Annotated in this window: 12 protein-coding genes; 10 read left to right on the forward strand and 2 right to left on the reverse strand. The window is 65.5% G+C overall.

Annotated features, from left to right (window positions below):
- Nucleotides 1–46: 46 nt before the first annotated feature.
- Nucleotides 47–1,261 (reverse strand): NADP-dependent isocitrate dehydrogenase, encoded by a 1,215-nt coding sequence (locus QW887_RS12320; protein ID WP_315714857.1) that lies wholly within the window; start codon nucleotides 1,259–1,261, stop codon nucleotides 47–49.
- 299 nt (nucleotides 1,262–1,560) lie between these two features.
- Between QW887_RS12320 and QW887_RS12325 the strand changes: the two genes are divergently transcribed.
- The 4 genes from QW887_RS12325 to QW887_RS12340 all read left to right on the forward strand — a co-directional run bounded on the left by QW887_RS12325 (nucleotide 1,561) and on the right by QW887_RS12340 (nucleotide 5,421).
- Entirely contained in the window at nucleotides 1,561–2,760 is a 1,200-nt protein-coding gene (locus tag QW887_RS12325) for a TrmJ/YjtD family RNA methyltransferase (RefSeq protein WP_315749285.1), read from the forward strand.
- Nucleotides 2,761–3,015: 255 nt separating this feature from the next.
- Nucleotides 3,016–3,861 (forward strand): hypothetical protein, encoded by an 846-nt coding sequence (locus tag QW887_RS12330; protein WP_316175488.1) that lies wholly within the window; start codon nucleotides 3,016–3,018, stop codon nucleotides 3,859–3,861.
- 186 nt (nucleotides 3,862–4,047) lie between these two features.
- Nucleotides 4,048–5,166: a DUF2336 domain-containing protein gene (locus tag QW887_RS12335; RefSeq protein WP_315826317.1), complete on the forward strand. Its 1,119-nt coding sequence runs from the start codon at nucleotides 4,048–4,050 to the stop codon at nucleotides 5,164–5,166.
- 39 nt (nucleotides 5,167–5,205) lie between these two features.
- Nucleotides 5,206–5,421 (forward strand): hypothetical protein, encoded by a 216-nt coding sequence (locus tag QW887_RS12340; protein ID WP_315714853.1) that lies wholly within the window; start codon nucleotides 5,206–5,208, stop codon nucleotides 5,419–5,421.
- Between the two features lie 31 nt (nucleotides 5,422–5,452).
- On the opposite strand, the gene QW887_RS12345 is transcribed toward QW887_RS12340, so the two are convergent.
- A complete protein-coding gene (locus QW887_RS12345; RefSeq protein ID WP_315714852.1) occupies nucleotides 5,453–6,136 on the reverse strand; it encodes a TetR/AcrR family transcriptional regulator in 684 nt (227 codons plus the stop codon).
- Nucleotides 6,137–6,393: 257 nt separating this feature from the next.
- Here QW887_RS12345 and QW887_RS12350 point away from each other — a divergent pair, with 257 nt between their 5' ends.
- The 6 genes from QW887_RS12350 to QW887_RS12375 all read left to right on the forward strand — a co-directional run bounded on the left by QW887_RS12350 (nucleotide 6,394) and on the right by QW887_RS12375 (nucleotide 12,626).
- The gene (locus QW887_RS12350; RefSeq protein WP_172113730.1) at nucleotides 6,394–6,936 is read left to right on the forward strand and encodes an OsmC family protein; all 543 of its coding nucleotides are present in this window, start codon (nucleotides 6,394–6,396) and stop codon (nucleotides 6,934–6,936) included.
- Nucleotides 6,937–6,970: 34 nt separating this feature from the next.
- The gene (locus QW887_RS12355) at nucleotides 6,971–8,107 is read left to right on the forward strand and encodes an acyl-CoA dehydrogenase family protein (protein WP_409998605.1); all 1,137 of its coding nucleotides are present in this window, start codon (nucleotides 6,971–6,973) and stop codon (nucleotides 8,105–8,107) included.
- A gap of 49 nt (nucleotides 8,108–8,156) precedes the next feature.
- The gene (locus QW887_RS12360) at nucleotides 8,157–9,032 is read left to right on the forward strand and encodes a sulfurtransferase (protein WP_316175490.1); all 876 of its coding nucleotides are present in this window, start codon (nucleotides 8,157–8,159) and stop codon (nucleotides 9,030–9,032) included.
- A 96-nt stretch (nucleotides 9,033–9,128) separates the two neighbouring features.
- Nucleotides 9,129–10,514, forward strand: coding sequence for a CmpA/NrtA family ABC transporter substrate-binding protein (locus QW887_RS12365; protein ID WP_316185230.1), 1,386 nt, complete (start codon nucleotides 9,129–9,131; stop codon nucleotides 10,512–10,514).
- Nucleotides 10,515–10,725: 211 nt separating this feature from the next.
- Complete coding sequence (ntrB, locus tag QW887_RS12370) at nucleotides 10,726–11,565, forward strand: nitrate ABC transporter permease (protein WP_316185231.1); 840 nt, start codon at nucleotides 10,726–10,728, stop codon at nucleotides 11,563–11,565.
- Between the two features lie 158 nt (nucleotides 11,566–11,723).
- A complete protein-coding gene (locus QW887_RS12375; protein ID WP_316170534.1) occupies nucleotides 11,724–12,626 on the forward strand; it encodes an ABC transporter ATP-binding protein in 903 nt (300 codons plus the stop codon).
- Nucleotides 12,627–12,633 lie beyond the last annotated feature (7 nt).

A 12,633-nucleotide genomic window follows, 5' to 3' on the forward strand; every position in this document is an offset into this window, starting at 1 on the left:
CGGCCCGTTGATAGGTGACGAAACCAGAAGGCGAAAGTGGGGAAACTTACGCCGCCATCGCCTTGGTCAGGTTCTCGGCGATCTTGTCGAGGAAGCCGGTGGTCGAGAGCCAGCGCTGATCGGCGCCGACCAGGAGCGCGAGGTCCTTGGTCATGTAGCCGGACTCGACGGTGTCGACGCAGACCTTCTCCAGGGTGGCGGCGAACTTCGCCAGTTCGGCATTGTTGTCGAGCTTGGCGCGGTGCGACAGGCCGCGGGTCCAGGCGAAGATCGAGGCGATCGAGTTGGTCGAGGTCTCCTTGCCCTTCTGGTGCTCGCGGAAGTGGCGGGTCACCGTGCCGTGGGCCGCCTCGGCCTCGACGGTCTGGCCGTCCGGGGTCATCAGCACCGAGGTCATCAGGCCGAGCGAGCCGTAGCCCTGCGCCACGGTGTCGGACTGCACGTCGCCGTCATAGTTCTTGCAGGCCCAGACATAGCCGCCCGACCACTTCAGCGCCGCGGCGACCATGTCGTCGATCAGGCGGTGCTCATAGGTGATCTTCTTGGCCTCGAACTTGTCCTTGAACTCCTTCTCGTACACCTCCTGGAAGATGTCCTTGAAGCGGCCGTCATAGACCTTCAGGATGGTGTTCTTGGTCGACAGGTAGACCGAGTAGTTCTTGGCGAGGCCCATGTTGAGCGAGGCGCGGGCGAAGTCGTAGATCGACTCGTCGAGGTTGTACATCTCCATCGCGACGCCGGCGCCGGGCGCCTTGAAGACCTCCTTCTCGATCACGGTGCCGTCGTCGCCGACGAACTTCATCGTCAGCACGCCCTTGCCGGGGAACTTGAAGTCGGTGGCGCGGTACTGGTCGCCATAGGCGTGGCGGCCGATGATGATCGGCTTGGTCCAGCCGGGAACGAGGCGCGGCACGTTCTTGCAGATGATCGGCTCGCGGAACACGACGCCGCCGAGGATGTTGCGGATGGTGCCGTTCGGCGACTTCCACATCTCCTTGAGGCCGAACTCCTTCACCCGGGCCTCGTCCGGGGTGATGGTGGCGCACTTCACGCCGACGCCGACCTTCTTGATGGCGTTGGCCGCATCGATCGTGATCTGGTCGTTGGTCTTGTCGCGGCTTTCCATCCCCAGGTCGAAATACATCAGGTCGATATCAAGGAAGGGGTTGATCAGCTTGTCCTTGATGTACTGCCAGATGATCCGGGTCATCTCGTCGCCGTCGAGCTCGACGACCGGGTTGGTCACCTTGATTTTTGCCATGATCGATGGGGCCTTCTTGGGAACAGCGCGCCAGGAATGGAAAGCGCTTGTGAAATCAAGCGCGTCATAGCACTGCTGCACCGCGGGCGGAAGCGCACCCGGTATGCGTCCGGTGCTGATTTTCGCAGCCCGCTCATGCGGTGGGCAACGGCAGGCCGCGGGCCGGCCTGCCGTTTCGCGCAAACTGCAAAATTCAGGCGTAAGCCGATTATTTTGCTTGAGAATTCTCATCGGCCGGGCCAACGAGCGGGCAGGGCGCGATCGGCGCTTCAACCGGATCTGGAAGTCGAGGATTGAGCGTGTCGGGCACCGACAAGACGAAGGCGGGCGTGGAGATCGCAGGGCCAGTGGTGATCCTGGTCGAGCCGCAGCTCGGCGAGAACATCGGCATGGCCGCGCGCGCCATGGGCAATTTTGCGTTGTCGGAGCTGCGACTGGTCAACCCGCGCGACGGCTGGCCGAACATCGCCGCCCAGCGGGCGGCGGCCGGGGCCGACCACATCATCGATCATGTCCGGCTGTTCGACACCCTGCCGGAGGCGATCGCCGACCTCGACCTGGTGTTCGCGACCACCGCCCGAGCCCACGACCAGGCCAAGCCGGTGATGGGACCAGAGGCGGCCGCCCGCGAGATGCAGGGCCAGATCGCCGGCGGCGGCCGGGCCGGCATCCTGTTCGGCCGCGAGCGGGCGGGGCTCACCAACGAGGAGGTCGCCCGCGCCAACCGCATCATCACCTACCCGGTCAACCCCGGCTTTGCCTCGCTGAACCTCGCCCAGGCGGTGCTGCTGATGGGCTATGAATGGTTCAAGCTGGTGACATCGGGCGCGCTGCCCTTCGCCATGCCCGAACGCTCGGAGCGCGCCAGCCAGGGACAGATGGAGGCGTTCTTCGAGAACCTGGTGCGCGAGCTCGACCGGGTCGAATTCCTGCGGCCCGCCGAGAAGCGCGAGACCATGCTGGTCAACCTGCGCAACATCTTCTTCCGCATGGAGCCGTCGCGGCAGGACATCCACACCCTGCACGGCGTGGTCATGGCGATCGCCGAGGGGCGCAAGGGGCCGGCCAAGGGCGGCGTGCTCGACAGCGAGCAGGCGACGCGGCTGCGGGCGCTGATCGCCGAGCAGGGCACGGTGGCCAACCTGCCGGATTCGCGCGGCTCGCTGCGCGGGCTGGCGCGGCTGCTCCGCCGCAACCCGACCGACGCCGAGCGCGCGCTGTGGCACGCGCTGTCGCGCGACCGCCGCTTCGCCGGCCAGTTCAAGCGCCAGACCCCGGTCGGCCGCCACATCCCCGACTTCGTCTCCTTCATCCACCGCCTCGCGATCGAGCTGGTCGGCCCGGACGAGAGCGAAGGCGTGGTGGCGGATCGCAGCGCAAGGCGGGCGTGGCTGGAAAGCCGCGACTACCGCGTCACCGAGGTGAAGGCGGCGGATGTCGAGGCGAATCTGGAGGCCGAGCTGGTGCGGCTGCAGGCGGTGATCGCCGCAGCCAAGTAGTCGCCGACGGTCGCATCGCGAGCCGCGTGGCGGCTATCAATGGCTTCGCGCGTCCGTTCATCACGCGCAAGCGTCGATTGAGTTGCCGCGTGGCATGCGCGGCCCTCGCAACTCATCCGCGCCCGGCAGGCCCCGAGTCTGCGATCTCGTTTACACCGGCTGAACGATGATTTGTGAACGCAATTCCAGATTGTGGTTCTCCCAATCGGTTCTGGTTAGATCGCAGCACCAAGAGCAAGACCTAAGGGGGCATTCATGGCTACGCGACGATGGCGCTCGATTCTGTGTTGTGCGTTGATCATCGGCTCGATCTTCGGCTTGTCGGCAAGCGCCGAACCGGCGGCACCGAAGCGTTGCACGACCGCGGCCGATCTCGGTGCCGACGAGCGCATCGCCGGCTGCACTGTCGTGATCGAGCACGGCAAGCCGGCGACGCCGCAGGTGATCGAAGCCCGTTTCGCACGCGCCGGCGCCTACTTCCACAAGGGAGATGTCGAGCATGCGATCGACGACTACAAGATCGTCATCGAGCAGTCCTCGGCTGGTCTCCTTGCCGCATTCGATCGCGCCGCTCCTGATCTGCGCGAGAGCGAGCCGCAGCCGGGGTCGGGTTTCGGGCGGGCGTTCGGTCGCAACGGCTACCGCGCGCAGGCCTATCGCGCGCTGGGGATCGCAAGCTTCCAGGCCGGTCTCCTGGAGGAGGCGCAGGACGATTTCAGATGGCTCAGCGAGATCGATCCCCACAATGCCGAGGCGGCCTTGTGGCTGGATCTGGCGCGCCGCCGTGCCGGGCTGGGGAGCGAGCTCGCCGACCACGCGAAGCGGCTCGACATGGGTAAATGGCCGGCCCCGATCGTCCGTCTCTTCCTCGGGCAGGAAACGCCAGAGGCTGTGCTTGCGGCGGCCGACCGCGGTGCTCCCGTCACGCGCCGGGCACGGCGTTGCGAGGCGAGCTTCTTCGCCGCCGAGCTGATGCTCGACCAGAGTCGTGAGCGCGACGCCATGCAACTGATCGACCGGGCTCTCGCCGAGTGTCCGTTGACATCGCGCGAACGCTCGGTCGCCGAGGCGGAGGCGCGCGCGCTCCGCATCATGCCGTAAAGTCATGCGGAGAGGCACGGCAATCCCGCAGCGAGCTGTTCTCCGGCCGCATGCTTAACGCGCGCGTGCGCATTTGAGTGAAAATGCCCGGTCAAATCCGCACGCGGCGGGTTACGGAACGCTCGGGTTCGAACGGTATGGTCTGCGCATTGCCCTTTCATCGTTGCAACTGTGCGGCCTTTCATCATGAACGAAACCAGATCCGTGTTGCGGGACCTCGAGGATGCGATTGCGCGGGGGACCGCGGACAGCCGCGAGCGCGCGCTGTGGCATGCGACCGACCTGCTGATCGCGGGGCGCTACTGCGAGGAGGAGATCGCCACCTTCGGCGAGGTGATCGGCCGGCTCGCCGACGAGATCGAGATCGAAGCGCGCGCCAAGCTCGCGGATCGCCTCGCCAGGATCGAATATTCGCCGGCCAGCGTCATCCGCAAGCTCGCCTTCGACGACGAGATCTGGGTCGCCGGCCCGGTGTTGCGCGAATCCGAGCGGCTCGATGACGCCACGCTGGTCGAGAACGCCAGCACCAAGAGCCAGGACCATCTGCTCGCGATCGCCGAACGAAAGACGTTGAGCCCCGCCGTGACCGACGTGCTGGCGACGCGCGGCGACCGTGCCGTCGCCACGGCGGTGGCGCGCAATCAGGGCGCCCAGTTCTCCGGCGCCGGATTCCTGCACATGGTCAAGCGGGCCGAGAACGACTCGATTCTCGCCGAGCATCTCGGCCGCCGGCTCGACATCCCCCGCCATCTGTTCCAGCAACTCATCGCCAAGGCCTCGGACGATGTCGGCAAGCGGCTGGCCAGCGAGCGCCCCGAACTGCTCGGCGAGATCAACAGCTCGGTCGCCAACATCGCCGGCGACCTGCAGTCGAAGTTCGGACCCGGCTCGCGCAACTACTTCGTCGCCAAGCGGACCGTGACGATCCAGCACCGCCTCGGCAATCTGCACGAGAGCACCATCGCCGGCTATGCGACCGCGCACAAGGTCGAGGAGGTGACGATCGGCCTCGCGCTGCTGTCGGGATTGCCGGTCGACGTCGTCGAGCGTGCCTTGTTCGACCGCAACCGCGAGATGCTGCTGATGCTCGCCAAGGCGCTTGGCTTTACCTGGGATACGATGATGGCGCTCGCGTTCCTCGGCGCCCGCGACCACCGCATCACGGCCGGCGAGTTGCAGGAGCTGGAGCGTGACTATGCCAAGCTCCAGTCGCTGACATCGCGCAGCGTGCTCGAATTCTATCAGTCCCGCAAGAATCCAGGCAAAGGCGGCAAGGCATCCGCGCCGCGCGCCGTGGCCTATTGAACCTGCAGCGACGGATGGAGGTGATCGCGGATGAAGGGTATGGGACTTCCTCTTCGCAGAGAGCAACGGCTCGGCCATCGCGAGGCGCCTGCGGACCGCGCGGCGGTCGATGCGGCCTGGCACGTGCTCGAAGCGGCCAACGAGCTCGGCGATGAGGCTGCGGTGGCCGCCTGCCGCCGCGTCATCGATGCGAGCCTCAACGGCGCGGGCGCAGACCAGGCGGACCTGAAGCTGGTGACGGAGTATTTCCGCTAGTTCTGTCGCTCGGTTCGCGGGGCAGGGCGGCTCAGACCGCAGCGAGCTGCGGGCCCGCCGCCTTGCTGTTGCGCTGGCCCGCCTTCAGCTTCGCCGGCTCGATCAGCGCCTTCGCCGCCAGCCCGGCGGTGTCCGCGACCTCGGGATTGCGCGACACCATCGCCGCCACGATCGCGCCGTCGATCAGCAGTGCAAGCTGATGCGAGAAGCTCTCCGGCTCGGCAGCGCCCATCTCACGGGCGAGCTTCTCGATATGCGCCAGCACCACTTTCTTGTGGCGCATTGCGATGGTGCGAAACTGCTTCTGGTCCTTGTCGTGCTCGCCGACCGCATTGATGAAGGGGCAGCCGTAGAAGCGCTCCTCGCCGAACCAGCTCTTCAGCGCCGGAAAGATGCGTGCCAGCTTGGTCTCGGCGTCACCGCCGCCGCTCTCCATTTCCGCGATGAACCATTCGCGCCACTGCTTGCCTTCGCTTTCCAGCACGGCGGTGACCAGCGCGGTCTTCGATCCGAACAGCTTGTAGAGCGTGGTCTTCGCGGTGCCGGCCTCGCTGATGATCGCATCGATCCCGGTGGCATTGATGCCGTTCTTGCAGAACAGCCGCGTGGCGGCGCCGAGCAGACGGCCGCGCGCGGATTCGTCATCGCCAGCCGAGATCGTCCTCGCGATCGCCTGCTTCTTGCCGGTTTGTTTGCCCGCAACTGACTTTGCCATGCGTGCAAGCTTAATCGCTGTGCGCGTGAGTCAGCAAGACTGCTGATGTGCTCGAGGCAGCGTTGCGCTCAATTTGATCTCCGAAGGCGGCATTCTGCACTGCGCTTGGGCAGCGGAGGGGACGCAGCGGCTCGCCACTTGCCGCGATGACCGCGTAAGCCGCGAGGATCACTCCGGCTTTTGATTTTCGGCCTCTCTGGCACGCTTCGTGCAGGATACAGACCGTTCGGTATCCTCATCCCAGGGAGAGAAATGAGATGACCGCTGTGGTTCAGAAGACGGCGCTGACGGGCTGCCTCGCACCCATCGACAAGAACGGGCTTGAACAGCTCATCGTCAACGGCAAGGCCAACCCCAAGGTCATCAAGACCCTGAAGTGCAAGACCGTCGCCGAGGGCAAGTTTCGTCACGCCAACTACATCCGCAACCTCGCGCCCTACATCGTCGACGAGCCGCCGGGGCTGCTCGGTGACGACACCGCGCCAAATCCGTCGGAAGCCTCGCTCGCCGCGCTCGGCTCCTGCCTGGCCGTCGGCCTGCATGCCAATGCGGTGCATCGCGGCTGGATCGTCAACAAGCTCGAGCTGGAGCTCGAGGGCGATCTCAACATCACCGCAGTCTGGGGCACCGGCGACGTCAGCGAGAAGCCGGTCGGCTTCACCGACGTCCGCGTCAAGGTCGACATGGAGTGCGAGGGCATTCCGCAGGAGGAGGTCAAGGCGCTGATCGACCACGTCAAGAAGTGGTCGCCGGTCGCCAACACCTTCACGCGTCCGGTCAATCTCGAGGTCGGGATCTGAGGCGGCCCTCGAGGTCGGCGTAGCGGAGGACGTCATGAACTCAGTAGTCTCGGGTTCACTCGGACAGCATCTGGCGGTCGATGGCGCGGGCGTCATGCCCATACCGTCGACCGTGGAGCAGGTCACGGCGATCGCGCGCAAGGAACTCGCGCCGCTGGCCGCTGGCATCGACGCCGGGACGGTGTACCCGGCCGACGTGCTCCGCCGCTTCGGCGAGGTCGGCGCGTGGAGCAGCCACGTGCCGGAAAATGGCGCGGCGGATCTCAACTGCGCGATCGACACCATCGGCGCGATCGGTGAGGTCTGCGGCGCCTCTGCCTTCATGGCGTGGTGCCAGAACACGCTGGTCTGGTACATCGCCAACTCGCCCAACAAGGCGCTCGTCGGCCGTCTTCTCGACGACGCCGCCAGCGGCCGGTTGCTCGGTGGCACCGGCTTGTCCAATCCGATGAAGAGCTTCTTCGGCATCGAGAAGCTCAAGCTCAGGGGTCGCAAGGTCGAGGGCGGCTACGTCGTGCGCGGCGTGCTGCCCTGGGTCTCGAACCTCGGGCCGGACCACATGTTCGGTACGATCTTCGAGCGTGAGGACGCGCCCGGCGAGATCGTGATGTTCATCGCCGACTGTGCCGATCCGGCGGTGACCCTGCAGCCATGCCAGCCGTTCCTGGCGATGGACGGCACCGGCACCTACGGCATCCAGTTTCGCGACCTGTTCGTGCCGGACGAACTGATCCTGGCCGATCCCGCCGGTCCCTTCGTCAAGAAGATCCGTGCCGGATTCATCATGTTGCAGGCCGGCATGGCGCTCGGCCTGATCAAGGACTGCATCAAGATCATGCAGGAGGTCGAGGCGCCGCTCGGCCACGTCAACCGCTATCTGCCGCAGCAGCCGGTCGATTTCAGCGCGCTCGCCGATGAACTCGCGAAGGAGACGGCTGAACTCGCCAGCGATCCGTTCAACCCCGACGAGACCTATTGGCGCAAGGTCGTGGCGCTGCGCCTGCGTGCCGGCGAGGCCAGCGTCGCTGCCGCTCATGCCGCGATGCTCCATTGCGGAGCCCGCGGCTACCTCAAGGGCAATCGCGCCGAACGTCGCCTGCGCGAGGCCTATTTCGTCGCGATCGTGACTCCCGCGACCAAGCAGCTCCGCAAGATGCTCGCCGACGGCTGACGCCGGCGAGAACGGCAAACCAACAAATCCCAACCAGGAGAGGCCTGCCATGACGGACGTTCTGATTACAGCCGGCGAACTCGCTGAGTTCATCAAGACCGAGCCGTGTGTCGTGATCGACACCCGCAATCCCGATGCCTACGCCGCGGGACATCTTCCCGGCGCCGTCAACGTCCACGAGATATTCACCTATCTCGCGACGTCCACACCGGAAGGCATGGAGGAATTGAAGACGAAGTTTGCGGACGCGTTCGGCGCCGCCGGCCTTTCGGGCGCCGAGACCGCCGTCGTCTACGAACAGTCGATGAACTCCGGCTTCGGCCAGTCGTGCCGCGGCTATTTCCTGCTCACGATGCTCGGCTATCCCAAGGTCAAGGTGCTGCATGGCGGCTACGATGCCTGGGTGGCCGCCGGCATGCCGGTGACGACCGACGTGCCGTCGCCGGCCAAGGCCTCGTTCGCCATCGTGCCGGAGGCGGGCAGCATCCTGATCGACGCCAAGGCGATGCTGGCGGCGGTTGGCAATCCCGCTATCGCGATCCTCGACGTCCGCGATGTCGATGAGTGGATCGGCGATTCCTCCTCGCCCTACGGCAAGGATTTCTGTCCGCGCAAAGGCCGCATCCCCGGCGCCGTCTGGCTCGAATGGTACCGCATGATGAAGCCGACCGCCGAAGGCCCGCGCTTCAAGTCGCAGGACGAGATCCTCGCCGAATGCGCCACCGTCGGCATCACGGTCGACACGCCGGTTTATCTTTACTGCTTCAAGGGCGCACGGGCCTCGAACACCTTCCTGGCGCTGAAGAACGCCGGCGTGAAGGATGTGCGGATGTACTTCGGCTCGTGGAACGAGTGGTCGCGCGACCCGTCGCTGCCGATCGAGGAAGGACTTCCGATGCCGGCGATGACCAGCAAGGCGGCATAGAAGCTGCATGTTAAGCACGTCCGGCCGCTGAAAAATGCGGCCGGACGAGCAGTTCGAAGGCGCTGACAGCGCAGGTGTGACAAAGGGGCGCAGCACATGTCGATTTTCGATGATCCGTTCGATGCCGATTCACGCGTGAATGCCGGTTGTATCTGCGGCCAGCATCGCAGCCCGGCCGAACATGAGCACGCCGCGCTGGCGCTGCGCTGCGAGCCCGTGGCGGACTCCACCGAGAAGCGCTACGAGAACGTGGTCGCGTCAGCCGTGCTGCGCGCGGTGTTTCCGCAAGCTGCCACCCGCCGCGCGTTTCTGAAGTCGGTCGGCGCCGCCACCGCGCTCGCCGCAGTGTCCCAGTTCTTCCCGCTGAAGACCGCGACCGAGGCGTTCGCCGAAGCGGGCGCGCCCGAGAAGAAGGATCTCAAGGTCGGCTTCATCCCGATCACCTGCGCGACCCCGATCATCATGGCGGCGCCGCTCGGCTTCTATGCCAAGGCCGGGCTGAACGTCGAGGTCGTCAAGACCGCCGGCTGGGCCGTCATCCGCGACAAGACCATCAACAAGGAATACGACGCCTCGCACATGCTGGCGCCGATGCCGATCGCGATCTCGCTCGGCCTCGGTGCACAGCCGATCCCGTTCACCGTGCCCGCGATCGAGAACATCAACGGGCAGGGCATTACGCTTGCGATGAAGCACAAGGACAAGCGCAATCCGAAGGACTGGAAGGGCATGAAGCTCGCCATTCCGTTCGACTATTCGATGCACAACTATCTCCTGCGCTATTATCTCGCCGAGCACGGCATCGATCCCGACACCGACGTGCAACTGCGCTCGGTGCCGCCGCCGGAGATGGTCGCGAACCTGCGCGCCGACAACATCGACGGCTTCCTCGCGCCCGACAACATCTGCCAGCGCGCGATCTTTGACGGCGTCGGTTTCCTGCACATCCTGTCGAAGGAGATCTGGGACGGTCACCCCTGCTGCAGCTTCGCGGCGAGCCGCGAGTTCATCACGACGGCGCCGAACAGCTTTGCCGCTCTCACCCGCGCCATCGTCGATGCCACCGCGTACGCGTCGAAGGCTGAGAACCGCAAGCAGATCGCGGAGGCGATCGCTCCGGCGAATTACATCAATGCGCCGGTGACCGTCATGGAGCAGGTCTTGACCGGCACCTACGCCGATGGCCTCGGCAGCGTGAAGACCGATCCGAAGCGCGTCGATTTCGATCCGTTCCCGTGGCAGTCCTTCGCGGTGTGGATGCTGACGCAGATGAAGCGCTGGGGCCAGATCAAGGGCGACGTCGACTACAAGGCGGTCGCGGAGCAGATCTATCTCGCCACCGACACCCGCAAGGTCATGACCGACATGGGCCTGACGCCGCCGAAGGACTCCTACAAATCGTTCTCGGTGATGGGCAAGCCGTTCGATCCGACCAAGCCGGACGACTACGTCGCCAGCTTCAAGATCAAGAAGGCGTCGTGATGGGGGGAATGGGCGCGACGCTGCTGATCCCACCCATGGTGATGAACACGCCGCCAACCACACCACCGGTGTCGTCCCCGCGAACGCGGGGACCCATACGCCGTGACCTGTCTTGGGGCGGGGGCGGTAGCGACAATCGTTTCCACCAACTGCCGACGGTGGTTATGGGTCCCTGCGTTCGCAGGGACGACACCGTGAGTGGAGCGCCGGCATGACCGCCTCTCTTCGCCTCCGCGCCGCCGTGGTTTCCATCGTGCTGGTCGCCGTGTTCCTCGGCGCCTGGCATATCGCGACGCGCAGCACGGGCGCCGCGGCCAACATGAGCCCGGAATACGCCAAGCTGATGGGCATGACGGCCACGCAGGGCAAGTCGGCGATGCCCGGGCCGCTCGATGTCGGTGCCAAGCTGTGGGAGCATCTGCGGCGGCCGTTCTACGACAATGGTCCGAACGACAAGGGGCTCGGCATCCAGCTCGCCTTCTCGCTCGGGCGGGTCATGCTCGGCTATTTGATCGCAGTCGCGGTCGCGATCCCGCTCGGCTTCCTGATCGGCATGTCGCCCTTGATGAGCAAGGCGCTCGATCCGTTCATCCAGATTCTCAAACCGATCTCGCCGCTCGCCTGGATGCCGCTCGCGCTCTACACCATCAAGGATTCCAGCCTGTCGGCGATCTTCGTGATCTTCATCTGCTCGGTGTGGCCGATGCTCATCAACACCGCCTTCGGCGTCGCCAGCGTGCGCAAGGAATGGATCAACGTCGCCCGCACGCTCGAGGTCGGGAATTTCCGCCGGGCCTTCACGGTCATCCTGCCGGCTGCGGCGCCGACGATCCTCACCGGCATGCGGATCTCGATCGGCATCGCCTGGCTCGTCATCGTCGCCGCCGAGATGCTCGTCGGGGGCACCGGCATCGGCTACTTCGTCTGGAACGAGTGGAACAACCTCTCGATCACCAACGTGATCATCGCGATCCTGCTGATCGGCCTGGTCGGCATGGTGCTGGATCAGATCCTGGCCCGCGTGTCGCGGCTCGTGACGTTTCCGGAGTAGGGCATGATCAGGCGAACGGCTGCAAGGTGCGCAACTCCGTTCCCCTCCCCCTTGCGGGGAGGGGTTAGGGGTGGGGGTGCCCCACGCGCGAGTCTTCGTGGGGGACCCCCCTCCCTGACCCTCCCCCACAAGGGGGGAGGGAACGGAAAGACCTTCCTATGACCGACAAGTTCATCTCCATCGAAGGGATCGCCAAGCGCTATGATGGGGCGCGCAGCACGACGATCTTCGAGAATCTCTGGCTCGCGATGGCGCGCGGCGAGTTCGTCTGCGTGATCGGGCATTCCGGCTGCGGCAAGACCACGGTGCTGAATGTTCTTGCCGGCCTCGACGTGCCGAGCGAAGGCGCCGTCATCGTCGACGGCCAGGCCATCGAAGGTCCGAGTCTCGACCGCGCGGTCATCTTCCAGAGCCATGCGCTGCTGCCGTGGCGGACGGTGCTCGGCAACGTCGCCTATGCCGTCTCGTCGAAATGGCGCAAATGGGATCGCGCCAAGGTCAAGGCGCATGCGCTGAAATACATCGAGCTCGTCGGCCTGTCCGGCTCCGAGCACAAGCGGCCGTCGGAGCTGTCCGGCGGCATGAAGCAGCGCGTCGGGATTGCCCGCGCGCTCTCGATCACGCCGAAGATCATGCTGATGGACGAGCCGTTCTCCGCGCTCGATGCGCTGACGCGCGGCACCCTGCAGGACGAGGTCCGCCGCATCTGCGTCGAGACCGGGCAGACCGTGTTCATGATCACCCACGACGTGGACGAAGCGATCTATCTCGCCGACAAGATCGTGCTGATGACCAACGGACCCGGCGCGGTGCTCGCGGAGATCGTCGAGAACCCGCTGCCGAAGGACCGGCTGCGCGGCGACCTGCATCGCCATCCGCTGTACTACGCGCTGCGCAACCACATCATCGATTTCCTGGTCAGCCGCAGCAAGACCTTCACCGCCGAGACGCCCGATTACGACCCGCGCAAGGTGCCGGTGGTGAAGATCGGGCGCAGCGAGCCGACGATCGTCGCGTCCAACCCGGTCGAGAACGACGCGCCGCAGGCGATCGCCCGCTGACGCCCAG

The organism is Bradyrhizobium sp. SZCCHNRI3052 (genome assembly GCF_032484895.1).
Classification (GTDB): domain Bacteria; phylum Pseudomonadota; class Alphaproteobacteria; order Rhizobiales; family Xanthobacteraceae; genus Bradyrhizobium.

Excerpts from the sequence above, each read along its gene's own strand:
- QW887_RS12330 (WP_316175488.1), top strand. The coding sequence starts at position 3,016 with ATGGCTACGCGACGATGGCGCTCGATTCTGTGTTGTGCGTTGATCATC.
- QW887_RS12350 (WP_172113730.1), top strand. The coding sequence starts at position 6,394 with ATGACCGCTGTGGTTCAGAAGACGGCGCTGACGGGCTGCCTCGCACCC.
- QW887_RS12340 (WP_315714853.1), top strand. The coding sequence starts at position 5,206 with ATGGGACTTCCTCTTCGCAGAGAGCAACGGCTCGGCCATCGCGAGGCG.
- ntrB (WP_316185231.1), top strand. The coding sequence starts at position 10,726 with ATGACCGCCTCTCTTCGCCTCCGCGCCGCCGTGGTTTCCATCGTGCTG.
- QW887_RS12345 (WP_315714852.1), bottom strand. The coding sequence starts at position 6,136 with ATGGCAAAGTCAGTTGCGGGCAAACAAACCGGCAAGAAGCAGGCGATC.
- QW887_RS12360 (WP_316175490.1), top strand. The coding sequence starts at position 8,157 with ATGACGGACGTTCTGATTACAGCCGGCGAACTCGCTGAGTTCATCAAG.
- QW887_RS12355 (WP_409998605.1), top strand. The coding sequence starts at position 6,971 with ATGAACTCAGTAGTCTCGGGTTCACTCGGACAGCATCTGGCGGTCGAT.
- QW887_RS12320 (WP_315714857.1), bottom strand. The coding sequence starts at position 1,261 with ATGGCAAAAATCAAGGTGACCAACCCGGTCGTCGAGCTCGACGGCGAC.
- QW887_RS12335 (WP_315826317.1), top strand. The coding sequence starts at position 4,048 with ATGAACGAAACCAGATCCGTGTTGCGGGACCTCGAGGATGCGATTGCG.
- QW887_RS12375 (WP_316170534.1), top strand. The coding sequence starts at position 11,724 with ATGACCGACAAGTTCATCTCCATCGAAGGGATCGCCAAGCGCTATGAT.
- QW887_RS12365 (WP_316185230.1), top strand. The coding sequence starts at position 9,129 with ATGTCGATTTTCGATGATCCGTTCGATGCCGATTCACGCGTGAATGCC.